This window comes from Streptomyces sp. NPDC101160, from assembly GCF_044768205.1.
Classification (GTDB): domain Bacteria; phylum Actinomycetota; class Actinomycetes; order Streptomycetales; family Streptomycetaceae; genus Streptomyces.
Genome location: NZ_JBIWPJ010000001.1, coordinates 1155916 through 1170430 on the forward strand (window position 1 = coordinate 1155916; position 14515 = coordinate 1170430).

Annotated in this window: 12 protein-coding genes and 1 pseudogene; 9 read left to right on the forward strand and 4 right to left on the reverse strand. The window is 73.8% G+C overall.

Annotated elements, in window-relative coordinates; genetic code table 11:
• Positions 1-93 precede the first annotated feature (93 nt).
• The 5 genes from ACIRSU_RS05075 to mug all read left to right on the forward strand — a co-directional run bounded on the left by ACIRSU_RS05075 (position 94) and on the right by mug (position 5576).
• Positions 94-1434, forward strand: a complete 1341-nt coding sequence (locus tag ACIRSU_RS05075) for a hemolysin family protein (RefSeq protein WP_403789267.1) — start codon at positions 94-96, stop codon at positions 1432-1434.
• Complete coding sequence (locus tag ACIRSU_RS05080) at positions 1431-2456, forward strand: hemolysin family protein (protein ID WP_403789268.1); 1026 nt, start codon at positions 1431-1433, stop codon at positions 2454-2456. The genes ACIRSU_RS05075 and ACIRSU_RS05080 overlap by 4 nt, the downstream gene beginning before the upstream one ends.
• A gap of 175 nt (positions 2457-2631) precedes the next feature.
• Positions 2632-3411: an SGNH/GDSL hydrolase family protein gene (locus ACIRSU_RS05085; protein WP_403789269.1), complete on the forward strand. Its 780-nt coding sequence runs from the start codon at positions 2632-2634 to the stop codon at positions 3409-3411.
• Positions 3412-3552: 141 nt separating this feature from the next.
• Positions 3553-4995, forward strand: a complete 1443-nt coding sequence (gene purB / locus ACIRSU_RS05090) for an adenylosuccinate lyase (protein WP_403789270.1) — start codon at positions 3553-3555, stop codon at positions 4993-4995.
• 62 nt (positions 4996-5057) lie between these two features.
• Positions 5058-5576: a G/U mismatch-specific DNA glycosylase gene (gene mug, locus ACIRSU_RS05095; protein ID WP_403789271.1), complete on the forward strand. Its 519-nt coding sequence runs from the start codon at positions 5058-5060 to the stop codon at positions 5574-5576.
• A 15-nt stretch (positions 5577-5591) separates the two neighbouring features.
• On the opposite strand, the gene ACIRSU_RS05100 is transcribed toward mug, so the two are convergent.
• Complete coding sequence (locus tag ACIRSU_RS05100; protein ID WP_403789272.1) at positions 5592-6029, reverse strand: hypothetical protein; 438 nt, start codon at positions 6027-6029, stop codon at positions 5592-5594.
• A gap of 152 nt (positions 6030-6181) precedes the next feature.
• Between ACIRSU_RS05100 and ACIRSU_RS05105 the strand changes: the two genes are divergently transcribed.
• The gene (locus ACIRSU_RS05105; RefSeq protein WP_403789273.1) at positions 6182-7339 is read left to right on the forward strand and encodes an ROK family transcriptional regulator; all 1158 of its coding nucleotides are present in this window, start codon (positions 6182-6184) and stop codon (positions 7337-7339) included.
• A gap of 87 nt (positions 7340-7426) precedes the next feature.
• Here the strand turns inward: ACIRSU_RS05105 and ACIRSU_RS05110 are convergent, their stop codons facing one another.
• Together ACIRSU_RS05110 and sigJ are read right to left on the reverse strand one after the other, a co-directional pair.
• Positions 7427-8167 (reverse strand): GntR family transcriptional regulator, encoded by a 741-nt coding sequence (locus ACIRSU_RS05110; protein WP_403789274.1) that lies wholly within the window; start codon positions 8165-8167, stop codon positions 7427-7429.
• Positions 8168-8436: 269 nt separating this feature from the next.
• Complete coding sequence (sigJ, locus tag ACIRSU_RS05115; protein WP_403789402.1) at positions 8437-9318, reverse strand: RNA polymerase sigma factor SigJ; 882 nt, start codon at positions 9316-9318, stop codon at positions 8437-8439.
• A 152-nt stretch (positions 9319-9470) separates the two neighbouring features.
• Between sigJ and ACIRSU_RS05120 the strand changes: the two genes are divergently transcribed.
• A complete protein-coding gene (locus tag ACIRSU_RS05120; RefSeq protein WP_403789275.1) occupies positions 9471-10304 on the forward strand; it encodes an alpha/beta fold hydrolase in 834 nt (277 codons plus the stop codon).
• Positions 10305-10349: 45 nt separating this feature from the next.
• Here the strand turns inward: ACIRSU_RS05120 and ACIRSU_RS05125 are convergent.
• Positions 10350-11264: pseudogene (locus tag ACIRSU_RS05125) on the reverse strand (EamA family transporter); the annotation flags it as partial.
• Between ACIRSU_RS05125 and ACIRSU_RS05130 the strand changes: the two are divergent.
• Both ACIRSU_RS05130 and ACIRSU_RS05135 read left to right on the forward strand, forming a co-directional pair.
• Complete coding sequence (locus ACIRSU_RS05130) at positions 11255-12706, forward strand: PLP-dependent aminotransferase family protein (protein ID WP_403789276.1); 1452 nt, start codon at positions 11255-11257, stop codon at positions 12704-12706. The pseudogene ACIRSU_RS05125 and the gene ACIRSU_RS05130 sit on opposite strands and share 10 nt — an antisense overlap.
• Before the next feature lie 211 nt (positions 12707-12917).
• Positions 12918-14513, forward strand: coding sequence for an alkaline phosphatase D family protein (locus tag ACIRSU_RS05135; protein WP_403789277.1), 1596 nt, complete (start codon positions 12918-12920; stop codon positions 14511-14513).
• The last annotated feature ends 2 nt before the right edge of the window (positions 14514-14515 follow it).

A 14515-nucleotide genomic window follows, 5' to 3' on the forward strand; every position in this document is an offset into this window, starting at 1 on the left:
GCCTCCCAGTAGCCGTACCGCCGGCCGACATCGCGCGGTCCTCCCTCCCCTGACTGATCATGGGATGCGTCGAGGGACGGAGGTGAAGGACCGATGACCGAGGTACTGCTGCTCGTCGTGGCGCTGCTCCTCGCCCTCGCCTGCGGTGCGTTCGTCGCGGCCGAGTTCTCGCTGACGACCGTCGAGCGCGGCGAGCTCGAAGCCGCCGCCGAGCGAGGTGAGCGGGGCGCCGCCGGCGCCCTGAAGGCCGTCAGGTCGCTCACCCTCCAGCTCTCCGGCGCCCAGCTCGGCATCACCGTCACCAATCTGGTCGTCGGCATGCTCTCCGAGCCCTCGATCTCGAAGCTGATCCGCGGCCCGATCGAGGACCTCGGCCTGTCCGAGTCGGTCGCCTCCTCGGTGGCCCTGGTGCTCGGCACCGCGCTGTCGACGATCGTCCTGATGGTCGTCGGCGAGCTGGTCCCCAAGAACTGGGCGATCTCCTCACCGCTCGCCGTCGCCAAGGTGGTGGGCACCCCGCAGAGGATCTTCACCGCCGCTTTCAAGCCGCTGATCAGCCATCTCAACAACACCGCCAACCGGTCCGTGCGCCGGCTCGGCCTGGAGCCCACCGAGGAGCTGGCCTCCGCCCGCTCCCCGCAGGAGCTGGTCGCCCTGGCCCGCCACTCCGCCAAGGAGGGCGCCCTGGAGGCCGACACCGCCGAGCTGTTCGTGCGCACCCTCAACCTGGCCGAGCTGACCGCGGAGAACGTGATGACCCCGCGCGTCCAGCTCACCGCCCTCGAGGTGCACGCCACCGCCGAGGACGTCGCCAACGCGACCCGCGCGACCGGCCTGAGCCGCTTCCCCGTCTACCGCGGCAACCTGGACACGATCGTCGGCATCGCGCACATCAAGGACGTGCTCGCGATACCGGCCGAGGAGCGCCACCGCCGCCCGGTCGGCGACGTGCTGCGCGAGCCGCTGCTCGTGCCCGAGAGCCTCACCGTGGACAAGCTGCTCGACCGGCTGTCCGGCCGGCAGACCATGGCCGTCGTCATCGACGAGTACGGCGGCACGGCCGGCGTCGTCACCCTGGAGGACATCGTCGAGGAGGTCGTCGGCGAGGTGCGCGACGAGCACGACCCGCACGAGACGCCCGACCTCGCCCCCGCGGGCGAGGACGCCGACGGCCGCACGCTGTGGTCGGCGGACGGCGCTGCCCGCACCGACCAGCTGGCGGCCATCGGCCTGCGGCTGCCGGAGGGCCCGTACGAGACCCTGGCGGGCGTGCTCGCCACCGAACTCGGCCGGATCCCGGCCAACGGCGACAGCGTGGAGCTGGCCGGGTGGCGGCTCGACGTCGTGGACGCGTCCGGGCGGCGGGCGGCCCGGGTGCTGCTGCACGCCCCGCTCCGCCGCACCGGCAACCCGGACGAGGAGGCCGGCCGATGACCGTCATCCAGCTCCTCGTCGGTCTGCTGACGCTCGTCGTCAACGCCTTCTTCGTCGGCGCCGAGTTCGCCCTGATCTCCGTGCGCCGCAGCCAGATCGAACCGCTCGCGGACGCCGGCAACCGGCGGGCCCGCAGTGTCATCTGGGGCCTCGAACACGTCTCCGCGCTGCTCGCGGCCGCCCAGCTCGGCATCACGCTGTGCACCCTGGTGCTCGGCATCGTGGCCGAGCCGGCCATCGCACACCTGCTCGAACCGGTCTTCGACGCCGTCGGCGTGTCGGAGAGCCTGGTGCACCCGGTGTCGTTCGTGATCGCCCTCGCCGTCGCCACGTATCTGCACATGCTGCTCGGCGAGATGGTCCCGAAGAACATCGCCCTCGCCGAGCCGAGCAGGACCGCGCTGGCGCTGGGCCCGCCGCTGGTGACGCTGGCGCGCGCGCTGCGCCCGGTGATCTTCGCGGTGAACGCCTTCGCCAACGGGATCCTGAAGCTGCTGCGGGTCGAGGTGAAGGGCGAGGTCGCGGCCACCTTCTCGGACGACGAGCTGGCCCGGATGGTCACCGACGCCGGTCACGCCGGACTGCTCGACGACCGGGCCGCCGAGCGGCTGCACGACGCCCTGGAGCTGGGCCGCCGCCCGGTGCGGGACGTCGTGATGCCGGTGGAGAAGGTCGTGCAGGCGCAGGTGGGCACGACCCCGGAGGAACTGGAGGCGCTCGCCGCGCGGTCCGGGTTCTCCCGCTTCCCGGTCGTCGACGAGGGCCGCCGGATCCTCGGCTATCTGCACGTCAAGGACGCCCTGGACGTCACCCCGCGCGACCAGCCGTTCCCGGTGTCGGCGATGCGGCCGATCGCCCGGGTGCGGGCGGCGACCCCGCTGGACGACGTCCTGACGGCGATGCGGCGCAGCCGCACCCATCTCGCCGCCGTCACCGACGGGGACGAGGACGGCAGGCTGACCGGCCTGGTGACGATGGAGGACGTGCTGCGGGAACTGGTGGGCCGCCCCTCGGCCCCGTAAGGCCGCTGCGCCCCGCAAGACCGCTGCGCCCCGCTCCGCTGCGAGAAGGGCCCGGGAGAGATCCCGGGCCCTTCGGCGTGCTCCGGGCGCTTCTGCGTCCCGGAGCGCGGTCGCGGGCCGCCCCCCGGGCAGCGGCCCGCGCCCCGTCCATACCGCGCGGTACGATCGCTGGGCCATGGAGATGAATGCCACCTACACCAGTCTGGTCGCCGTGGGCGACAGCTTCACCGAGGGCATGTCGGACCTGAAGCCCGACGGTTCCTACGGGGGCTGGGCCGACCTGCTCGCCGGGCGGCTCGCCGCTCGGACGCCCGGCTTCCGGTACGCCAACCTCGCCGTGCGGGGCAAGCTCATCGGCCAGATCGTCGACGAGCAAGTGGAGGCGGCGGCGGCCATGAAGGCGGACGTCGTCACGCTCGTCGGCGGGCTCAACGACACCCTGCGCCCCAAGTGCGACATGGGCCGCGTGCGCGGTCTGCTCGGCGAGGCCGTCGAGCGGCTCGCCCCGTCCTGCGGGCAGCTGGTCCTGATGCGCAGCCCCGGCCGCAACGGCCCGGTCATGGAGCGCTTCCGGCCCCGCATGGAGGAGCTCTTCGCGTACGTGGACGAGCTCGCCGCCCGGCACGGCGCCCTGGTCGTCGACCTGTACGGCGCTCCCGCGCTCGGCGACCCGCGCATGTGGGACGTGGACCGGCTCCATCTGACCGGCGAGGGGCACCGGCGGGTGGCCGAGGCCGTGTGGCAGACCCTGGGCCTGCCGGCCGAGGACGACTGGCGCTCCCCGCTCCCCCCGTCCGAGCGCGCGGGCTGGCTGGACCGGCGGGTGGCCGACGCCCGCTTCGCGAAGGAGCATCTGGGACCATGGATCGGCCGCCGGCTCACCGGCCGCTCCTCGGGCGACGGACGCCCGCCGAAGCGCCCGGAGCTGCTGCCGTACGAGGGCCCGGCGGTCTGACGGCCTGCCGGGCGCCCGCCCGGCGCGACGCGCCGGCCGGTCCGACCGGTCCCGTGGCGTCGACGTGACGCCCGTCTCGTAGCAAGCTCCAGCCCGGACCGCGGCGCTGGCCTGCAGAAATCGCCAGTAGAATCTGGACACGTGACAGCTGTGACTGCGAAGCCCCGCATCCCCAACGTCCTGGCCGGCCGCTACGCCTCCGCGGAGCTCGCCGTCCTCTGGTCCCCCGAGCAGAAGGTGAAGCTGGAGCGCCGGCTGTGGCTCGCCGTGCTGCGTGCCCAGAAGGACCTCGGGATCGAGGTGCCGGACGCGGCGCTCGCCGACTACGAGCGCGTGCTCGACGACGTCGACCTGGCGTCGATCGCCGAGCGCGAGAAGGTCACCCGGCACGACGTGAAGGCCCGGATCGAGGAGTTCAACGCCCTCGCCGGCCACGAGCACGTCCACAAGGGCATGACCTCCCGCGACCTCACCGAGAACGTCGAGCAGCTGCAGATCCGGCTCTCCCTGGAGCTCATGCGCGACCGCACGGTCGCCGTCCTCGCCCGCCTCGGCAAGCTGTCCGCCGAGTACGGCGAGCTGGTCATGGCCGGCCGCTCGCACAACGTGGCCGCCCAGGCCACCACCCTCGGCAAGCGCTTCGCGACCGCCGCCGACGAGCTGCTCGTGGCGTACGGACGCCTGGAGGAGCTGCTCGGCCGCTACCCGCTGCGCGGCATCAAGGGCCCGGTCGGCACGGCCCAGGACATGCTGGACCTGCTCGGCGGCGACGCCGGCAAGCTGGCCGACCTGGAGCAGCGGATCGCCGCGCACCTCGGCTTCGCGCACGCCTTCACCTCGGTCGGCCAGGTCTACCCGCGCTCGCTCGACTACGACGTGGTCACCGCCCTGGTGCAGCTGGCCGCCGCCCCGTCGTCGATCGCCAAGACGATCCGCCTGATGGCCGGCCACGAGCTGGTCACGGAGGGCTTCAAGCCCGGCCAGGTCGGCTCCTCCGCGATGCCGCACAAGATGAACACCCGCTCCTGCGAGCGCGTCAACGGCCTCATGGTCATCCTGCGCGGCTACGCGTCGATGACCGGCGAGCTGTCGGGCGACCAGTGGAACGAGGGCGACGTCTCCTGCTCCGTGGTGCGCCGGGTGGCCCTGCCGGACGCGTTCTTCGCGCTCGACGGTCTCCTGGAGACCTTCCTGACCGTGCTCGACGAGTTCGGCGCCTTCCCGGCCGTCGTCGCCCGCGAGCTGGACCGCTACCTGCCGTTCCTCGCCACGACCAAGGTCCTCATGGCCTCGGTGCGCGCCGGCGTGGGCCGCGAGGTCGCCCACGAGGCCATCAAGGAGAACGCCGTGGCCTCCGCCCTCGCCATGCGCGAGCAGGGCGTCGAGCGCAACGAGCTGCTCGACAAGCTGGCCGCCGACGAGCGGATCCCGCTGGACCGCGCCCAGCTCGACGAGCTGATGGCCGACAAGCTCTCCTTCACGGGCGCCGCCGCCGACCAGGTCGCCGCGGTGGTCTCCCGGATCGAGGAGATCGTGAAGGCGAACCCGGAGGCCGCCGGCTACACCCCCGGAGCGATCCTCTGACCCGGACTCCCCGGTTCACCAGGCAGGAGCTGGAGGCCGCCCGTGACCGCGTCGTCCCCGACGTGGTCACGGGCGGCCTTTCCGTACTCCTGTGCGGGATCAACCCGGGTCTGATGACGGCGGCGACGGGCCACCACTTCGCCCGGCCCGGCAACAGGTTCTGGCCGGTGCTGCACCTGTCCGGCTTCACCCCGCGGCAGCTGCGCCCCGCCGAGCAGGAGGAGCTCCTGGCGTACGGCCTCGGCATCACCAACGTGGTGGCGCGGCCGACCGCACGGGCGGACGAGCTGACCGCCGAGGAGTACCGGGAGGGCGGCCGGATCCTCGCCGAGAAGGTGGCGCGGCTCGGCCCGCACTGGCTGGCGGTCGTCGGGGTCACCGCGTACCGCACGGCCTTCGGTGAGAAGCGCGCCGCGATCGGGCCGCAGGAGCGGACGATCGACGGGCCGCACGGGACGACCAGGGTCTGGGTGCTGCCCAACCCGAGCGGCCTGAACGCGCACTCGACGGCCGAGACGATGGCCGAGGAGTTCGCGCGGCTGCGGGAGGCGGCGGGGCTGCCGGACCGGCGTACGGGCTAGTCACCGGTTCTTTCGTCAGGGCGGGTCGACCGTGGTGACGAGGGCAAGGAGCTGGAAGGGCAGCTCCTTGTCCCACTGGGACACCCCGAGGGCGATCCACCGCTCCCCCGCCCGCCACAGGTGCAGGTCCGGGACGTGACAGCTCACGCCGCCCCACGGCTCGGGTATGTGCTCGCCGGACAGGCTCCGGTCGAGGACCGACCACAGACTGAAGACCTGCGGCGGGCCCCAGCGGGCGCCGAGCAGCGTGGACAGGCCGTCCCGCTCCGCTTCGTACTGCTCCTCGACGGCTAACCGGCGGGTGCCGTCGTCCTCCCAGAACTCCTCGCTCGTGGCGAGCGCGACGACGTGGTGACCCGGGCCGCTGTCGCGGATCCCGGAGCGCTCGGCGCGCTCCGGGAAGGCCCGGCCCACCAGCTCGTCGATCGCCGCGAGGTGCTGTGTCCTGTCCATGGAGCCAGTAAAGCGCGCGCCACTGACAGTTGGCGGCCCGTCAGCCCCCGTCGGCCGACGGGCCCGGGACCGGCCCGTGGACGGCGCTCGCCGCCCCCTCGTCCATTGAGTAACATCCGGCCAAAGAGGCGCACGAGCTGGGAGGACACACGGTGGGGCGGCTGACCGGCGGGGACCCGTCGCTGCTGCGGCGGATCAACTCCGCGGTGGTACTCCATGCGCTGCGGAGCTCCGACGCGCTCACGCTCACGGATCTGACCCGGATCACGGGTCTGTCCCGGCCGACGGTCGAGGGCGTGACCGAGGGCCTGATCGAGGGCGGTCTGGTCGTCGAGGCGGCGCCCGAGGAGGGCGAGACCCGGCGCCAGGGCCGGCCGGCGCGGAGGTTCCGCTTCCGGGCGGAGGCCGGACATCTGCTCGGTATCGAGATCGGTCCGCACCGGGTGGCCGCGCTGATCTCCGGCCTGGACGGGCGGATCATCGGCGCCGGTTCCCGCGAGGTCGCGGACACGGCGCCGGAGGACGAGCGACTCGACCGGGTCCGCACGGTGGTGGCCGACGTGCTGCGCAGGACCGGGGTGCCCCGGTCGAACCTGCGGGCGGTCGGTGTCGGCACGCCGGGCATCGTGGAGGCCGACGGAACGGTGCGCCTGGGCACGGCGCTGCCGGGCTGGACGGGTCTGGCGCTCGGCGAGCGGCTGCGCCGCTCCTTCCGCTGCCCGGTGATCGTGGAGAACGACGCCAACGCGGCGGCGGTCGCCGAGCAGTGGAAGGGCGCGGCGACGGACTCCGACGACATCGTGTTCGTGCTGGCGGGGCTGAGCCCGGGCGCCGGTTCGCTGATCGGCGGGCGGCTGCACCGCGGTTACGGCGGGGCCGCCGGCGAGATCGGCGCGCTGCACCTGCTCGGCCGCGGCGTCACGCCGGAACATCTGCTGTCGACGACGGACGAGCCGCTGCACCCGCTCGACGAGCAGGCGGTCGCGGAGGTCTTCGCGCTGGCCAGGCAGGGTGACGCGCGGGCCCAGGCCGCGGTGGAACGGTTCATCCAGCGTCTGGTGCACGACGTCGCCGCACTGGTCCTGGCGCTCGATCCGGAGCTGGTGGTGATCGGCGGCTGGGCCGCGGGCCTCGACGGCGTGCTGCAGCCGCTGCGCGAGGAGCTGGCCCGGTTCTGTCTGCGGCCGCCGCGGGTGGTGCTCTCCATGCTGGGCGAGGCGGCGGTGGCCACGGGCGCGCTGCGGCTCGCGCTCGACCACGTGGAGGAGCAGCTGTTCGCGGTCGACGGCACGGTGACGGCCCGCCGCTGAGGGGGCGTGACGTACGAGAACGGCCCCGGGCGCGCGTGCCCGGGGCCGTTGTCGTACGTCTTGTCGCTCAGGGACGGGGCCCCGGCCTCAGGAGGCCATGGCCAGGTCGCCGGAGTCGCCGAAGGTGAGCTTGCAGGTGTCCGCGCGGTAGGTGGCGACGGAGACCGCGGCGGTGCGGCCCTCCGACAGGTAGCGGGTGGTGACGACGAGGACCGGGGAGCCGGGCAGCCGGTCGAGTTCCCTGGCGTCGTCGGCGCGGGCGGAGCCGAGTTCGACGGAGCGGTCCTGGCCGTCGAGGCTGAGCCGCTGGAGTTCGCCCAGCACGGTGCGGGCGCGGTCCGGGCCGCCGGTCGTGTCGGCAGCGGCGAGGCCGGGCACCGACTCGGCGGGCACGTAGAGGAGTTCGGCGGCGACCGGCTGGCCCTCGGTGATGCGGAGCCGGCGCACGATGTGCACGCGCTCGCCTGAGTCGAGCTCGAGCAGGCGGGCGACGGCGGCGGGGGCCGTGTCGGCGCCCGCGTCCATGGACTGCCAGGTCTCCTCGCCGACGCCGGGCCAGGCGTGCTGGGTGGTGGAGACGTCGACGCCGACGCGCGGCGGGGCGACGGTGGTGCCGACGCCGCGACGGCGCTGCAGGCGGCCCTCCAGCTCCAGTTGCTCCAGGGCCTGCCGGAGGGTGGCGCGGGCGACGCCGAAACGGGCGGCCAGTTCGCGCTCGTTGGGCAGGATCTCGCCGACCGCGAAGTCCGAGTCGAGGGCTTCGCCGATCACGGTCTTGAGGTGCCAGTACTTCGGCTCCGGCACCGTCTCCAGCTGCGTGGTCCCCACCCTCATCCTCCGCACATTCGCCGTGTCCCGCGGCGTTTTCCGCGCCCTTGTTTATTAAAGGTTCCTGCACTAACTCTGCGACCATAGGGCGCCGCCCACCCTTGGTCAAGACCAATCCTGCGCCGGGAGCTCCGGAATGTGACCGTCTGGTCTTGATCGTTCACAGGACGTTCGCGTCGTTGTGCGGTCTGCGTAGCAGAACGCCCCGCCCGGACCGTTTCGTACGGTTCCGGGCGGGGCGTTCGTTCCCGATGCGGGGCGGTCCGGGCTCAGTCGAGGGCGAGGCCCTGGACCTTGTCGGGGTTGCGCAGGATGTAGACGCAGGCGATGAGTCCGTCGCGGATGTCGATCTGGAAGACGGCGTCGACCGTGCCGTCGACCAGGGTGACCAGCGCCGGGCCGCCGTTGACCTCCGCGAAGCGGAGGGAGGTGTCCTCCGCCGCGCCCTGGGCGATGGCGACCAGGAAGCGGCCGATCTTGTCGGCGCTCTCGATGATCCGCCGCGGGGTCTTCGCCTTGCCGCCGGCGTCGCCGACGAGCCGGGCGTCCGGCGCGAGCAGCGCCAGCAGCCCCTCCAGGTCGCCGCCCGAGGCGGCGGCGAGGAACCGTTCGGTGAGGTCGCGCCGCTGGACGGGATCCACGTCGTAGCGGGGCCGGCCCTCGTCGACGTGCCTGCGGGCACGGCCGGCCAGCTGGCGTACGGCGGCCTCGCTGCGGTCGAGGGTGGCGGCGATCTCGGCGAAGGGGAAGCCGAAGGCTTCGCGCAGGACGAAGACGGCGCGTTCGAGCGGCGAGAGGGCTTCGAGGACGACGAGGAGGGCGAGCGAGACGGTGTCGGCGAGCAGGGCCCGTTCGGCGGTGTCGGGCACGGCGGGGCCGAAGTCGGTGACGATCGGCTCGGGCAGCCAGGGGCCGACGTAGGACTCGCGGCGGGACTGGGCCTGGCGGAGCCGGTCGATGGCGAGCCGGGTGGTGATCCGGACGAGGAAGGCGCGGGGTTCGCGGACCTCGCCGCGGTCCTCCGCGGACCAGCGCAGCCATGCCTCCTGCACGACGTCCTCGGCGTCGGCGGCGCGGCCGAGCATCCGGTAGGCGACACCGATGAGCATCGGACGGTGGGCCTCGAACACGTCGGTCGGGTCGGTGATCATCTCGGTCGGCACTCCCCCATCCCAGCGGACGCACCCTCGCCTGTCCAGTTCGGGCCGAGTGGGACGCGCGAGGTCTTGAACTCGACTCTACTCGCGGGTAATTCTTGCTGACAGGATGTCTCAGTGGGGTGACGGTACGACAGGGAGCAGCCATGTCCGCACAGATCTCGTTCGCCGTGGAGTCGCCCGCGGGGCCGCGCACGGTCACCGTCACGTACGAGCGGCGGGGCGCCGGCGAGCCCCTGCTGCTGCTCCACGGGATCGGGCACCACTGGCAGGCGTGGGAGCCGGTGCTCGACATCCTGGCGGCCGGGCGCGACGTCGTCGCCGTCGACCTGCCGGGCTTCGGCGCCTCCCCTGCGCTGCCCGAGCCGCTGGCGTACGACCTGGACGGCGTGGTGCCGGTGCTCGGCGCGTTCTGCGCGGCCCTCGGGATCGACCGGCCGCACGTGGCGGGCAACTCGCTCGGCGGCCTGCTCGCCCTGACGCTCGGCCGGGAGAAGCTGGTGCGCTCGGTGACCGCGCTCTCGCCCGCCGGCTTCTGGTCGGAGAGCGAGCGGCGGTACGCGTTCACGACGCTGCGGGCCATGCGCGGCGCGGCGCTCGCGCTGCCCGTCCCGCTGATCGAACGGCTCTCCCGCAGCGCGGCCGGCCGCACCGCCCTCACCAGCACCATCTACGCCCGCCCCGGCCGCCGTTCACCCGAGGCCGCGGTCGCCGAGACGCTGGCCCTGCGGCAGGCGAGCGGCTTCCACCAGACCCTGGCGGCCGGCCGGACCGTGCTGTTCACCGACGACGTCCCTGCCGTGCCCGTCACCGTCGCCTGGGGCAGCCGCGACCGGCTGCTGCTGCGCCGTCAGGGCGTCCGCGCCAAGCAGACCATCCCGGGCGCGCGACTGGTCCGGCTGCCGGGCTGCGGTCACGTCCCCATGAACGACGACCCCGCCCTGGTGTCCCGGGTGATCCTCGACGGCAGCACCGTCTGACGTCGGCTTCGGGCGGCCGAACAGACCGGTTCCCAGGGCCGCACCGGCCCCCACCAGGAGGCTGCCGGCGGCCTGCGGCAGCCCGAAGGAGCCGTGGGACACGACCGCGGCGGTCAGCGCGGCGGCCACCGGGATCGCGCCGGTATAGAGAGTCGCCCTCTCCATACCGATCCGCTGCACGCCCATGTAGAAGAGGACGAAGCCGACGACGGTCGCGAGCGCCGCCTGCCACACCAGCGCGCCGGTCTCCACGAGCGCCGGCATCCGCAGCGCGGCCGTCCCGTCGGCGAGCAGACCGAGCGCCATCGCCTCCACGGCGGCCACCGCGCACACCACCGCGGTCAGCAGCTTCGGTCCGAGCGGCCGCAGCACCGGCACCGCCAGCACGGTGAACCCGACCTCGCCCGCGAGCGCGGCCACCGACCAGCCGAGCCCCACGAGATCCGTACGCCCCCAGCCCTGCACCACGAACGCGCCGGCGGCGACCGCGACGGCCCCGCACAGCACCGCCCGGGTCGGCCTGCGCCCGTCCGTCAGCGGCACCAGGACGGCGACCACGACCGGCGCGCAGCCCACCAGGACGCCGGGTACGGCGGGTTCGGCGGTGCGCTCCGCGGCAAGGACGGCCAGATTGAAGCCGACCATGCCGACGGCCGCGAGCAGCGCGACACGGAGCCACTGGCGGAGGGTCAGGGCGCGCAGCGGTGCGAGCGCGCCCCGGTGCCCGCCCAGCGGGCGCAGCAGGAGGAGGGGCAGCAGGAGCAGACAGGCCGCGGCGTAGCGCAGCGCCTGGCCGCCCGCGTACGGATAGGAGCCGAGCAGGCTGTTGGCGGTGAAGGAGGCGCCGACGAGGGCGTAGGCGACGGTCACGAGGAGTGCGCCGCGCAGGGTGTTCGTGTGCATGGTCCCGACGCTAGGAAAGGGCGCTGTCCGTTTTAAGGTCCACTTCCATGACGTCATCGGGGACCACTTCAGCCGGTAACGGAAGCCCGCAGCCGGCCTGGGAGCTGTTGCTGCCCGCCGTGGCGGCGCCGGCACGGCAGCGGGGCCGGTCGCTGCAGGAGGCGCTGCGGGAGGCGGTACGGACCGGCCGCCTCGCGCCGGGGACGCGGTTGCCGTCGAGCCGGGAGCTCGCCGCCGACCTCGGCGTGTCACGAGGTCTGGTGACGGAGGCGTACGAGCAGTTGACCGCCGAGGGATACCTGCGCGGCGCACGGGGATCGGGCACCTGGGTCGGCGGAGCGGCGCGCGCCGCGGCGCCCGGCGTACGGGATCTGGCGCCGCGTGCGCCGGGCGCCGGCGTGCGGGTGGACTTCCGCCCCGGGACGCCCGACCTGTCGCTGTTCCCGCGCTCCGCGTGGGGCGCCGCCCAGCGGGCGGTGCTGGCCGAACTCGCGCACCGGCAGCTCGGCTACCCGGATCCGCGCGGGCTGCCGGAGCTGCGGGGCGCGCTCGCCGCACTGCTCGCGCGCCGGCGCGGGGTGGTGGCCGATCCCGAGCGCCTGGTGGTGTGCTCGGGCGTGGCGCAGGCGGCGACGCTGCTCGGCTTCGCGCTGCGGGCGCGCGGCCACCGCGCGGTGGGCGTCGAGGACCCGGGCAGCCCCGAACACGGCAGGCTGTTCGCGGCGACCGGCCTGGACACCGTGTGGCTGCCGGTCGACGGAGAGGGTCTGGTGCCCGGGCCGCTGGCCGCGTCGGGGGTGCGGGCGGTGGTGGTGACGCCGTCGCACCACTTCCCGTCCGGCATTGTCTACTCGGCGCGGCGGCGGGCCGGCCTGCTCGACTGGGCGCGGCAGGTGGACGGCTACGTCCTGGAGGACGACTACGACGGGGACTTCCGCTACGACCGCGCGCCGGTGGGCGCGCTCCAGGGGCTCGACCCGGAGCGGGTCGCGTACGCCGGTTCGGTGAGCAAGTCGCTCGCTCCGGGGCTGCGGCTCGGCTGGATGCTGCTGCCGGGCGCGCTGCTCGACGAGATCGCCGAGCGCAAGCGCACGATGGACCTCGGGAATCCGGCCCTCGACCAGGCGGTGCTCGCCCGGTTCGTGTCGGGCGGCGGATACGACCGGCAGCTGCGCCGCTGCCAGCGCGCCTACCGGGAGCGCCGGGACGCCCTGCTCGCGGCGCTCGAACGGCACTTCCCGGGCACGGCGGTGAGCGGCATCGCCGCGGGTCTGCACATCATCGCGCGGGTGCCGGCGGAGTACGGCCCGACCGAGCGTTTCCTCTCCCTGGCGGGCTCGGCGGGTGTGGCGCTGCGGCCGCTTGAGGAGTACGGCACGGAGCGGCCGGAAGACGGCGCGGTACGGCTGGTGCTCGGTTACGCGCATCTGCCGCCGGCGGAGATCGCGCGGGGTATCGGACTCGTGGCGGGGGCGTACGCGGCGGAGGAGCGCGGCTGAGCGCCGCGCACGCCGGGGCTTCGTTCGGCGGGGCGGAGGATCCGAGACCGCGTCCAACGGGCCTGCGGAACCGGGCGGTTGTTCACACGGGGTTCGGCTGGGCGCCGTTCCCGGGCGCTAGGCATGGGACGCGGCCTCGGGGCCGTACCCCGTACGGGTGACAGTCCCACGCCACGACGGTCCCACTCCGCCCACCTCTTGGAGGCGCTCGATGTCCCAGCCCGCATCCGGCCCGGCCCCCGCCCGTCGTACGGTCCTGCGCGGATCGCTCGCCGCCTCGGCGGCCGCCCTGACCGCCGGCGGCGGCGCGTTCGCGAGCCCGTCGTTCGCGCTGTCGGGGCGCCCTTCGGCCGCGTGGGGCGTGCAGACCGGCGACGTCACCGCGCACTCGGGTCTGGTGTGGGTCCGTGCGGACCGGCCGGCCCGGATGGTCGTGGAGACCTCGGCCAGTGAGTCGTTCCGGCGGGTGCGCCGCCACTACGGCCCGCTGCTCGGGCCCGGCACGGACTTCACCGGGACCACGGCGCTGCGCGGCCTGCCGCCCGGTGAGCAGATCCACTACCGGGTGACGCTGGCCGACCCGGACGACCCGCGCCGTACCGGCGAGCCGGTCCTCGGCACCTTCCGCACGGCGCCGGAGCGGCGCCGGGACGGGGTGCGGTTCCTGTGGTCGGGCGACATCGCGGGGCAGGGCTGGGGCATCAACCCGGACATCGGCGGCTTCCGCGCGTACGAGGAGATGCGCCGTCTCGACCCGGACTTCTTCCTGTGCAGCGGCGACACCATCTACGCGGACGGCGTCATCCAGCCCAGCGTGACGCTGCCCGACGGCCGGATCTGGCGGAACCTCACCACGCCGGAGAAGTCGAAGGTCGCCGAGACCCTCGACGAGTACCGCGGCAACTTCCGCTACAACCTGCTCGACCACAACGTGCGCGCCTTCAACGCGCAGGTGCCGTCGATCGTGCAGTGGGACGACCACGAGGTCCGCAACAACTGGTATCCGGGCCAGATCCTGGACGACGCCCGCTACACCGAGAAGAACGTCGACGTCCTCGCGGCGCACGCCTCGCGCGCCTTCGCCGAGTACTTCCCGGTCTCCACGCTGCACGCGCGCGCGGAAGAGACCCGGTCGGAGGGCCGGGTGCACCGGGTGGTGCGCCGCGGTCCGCTGCTCGACGTGTTCGTCCTTGACATGCGCACCTACCGGAACGCCAACTCGCCGGACCGGCAGTCCGACGACACCGTCGGGATCCTGGGCGCGGAGCAGCTGGAGTGGCTGAAGCGGGAGCTGAGCCGGTCGCGCGCGGTGTGGAAGGTGATCGCGGCGGACCTGCCGCTCGGGCTCGTCGTCACCGACGGCGCCGTGAACTTCGAGGCGGTCGCGCAGGGCGACCCGGGGGCGCCGCTCGGCCGCGAGCTGCAGATCGCCGAGCTGCTGCGGTTCATCAAGCACCGGCGCATCACCGGCACGCTGTGGCTCACGGCGGACGTCCACCACACCTCGGCGCAGCACTACGCGCCGGAGCGTGCGGTGTTCCAGGACTTCGAGCCGTTCTGGGAGTTCGTGTCCGGTCCGCTGGCGGCCGGCGGCTTCCCCGCGAACAGGCTGGACGACACCTTCGGCCCGGAGCGGGTCTTCCTGCGCGCGCCCGAGCGGGCCAACCTGTCGCCGATGGAGACCCCGCAGTACTTCGGCGAGGTCGACATCGACGGCGACAGCGGGGAACTGACGGTCCGGCTGCGCGCCGAGGGCGGTCTGGTGCTGTTCAGCAAGACGCTCCAGCCGGGTCGCGTGGGCCAGTAAGT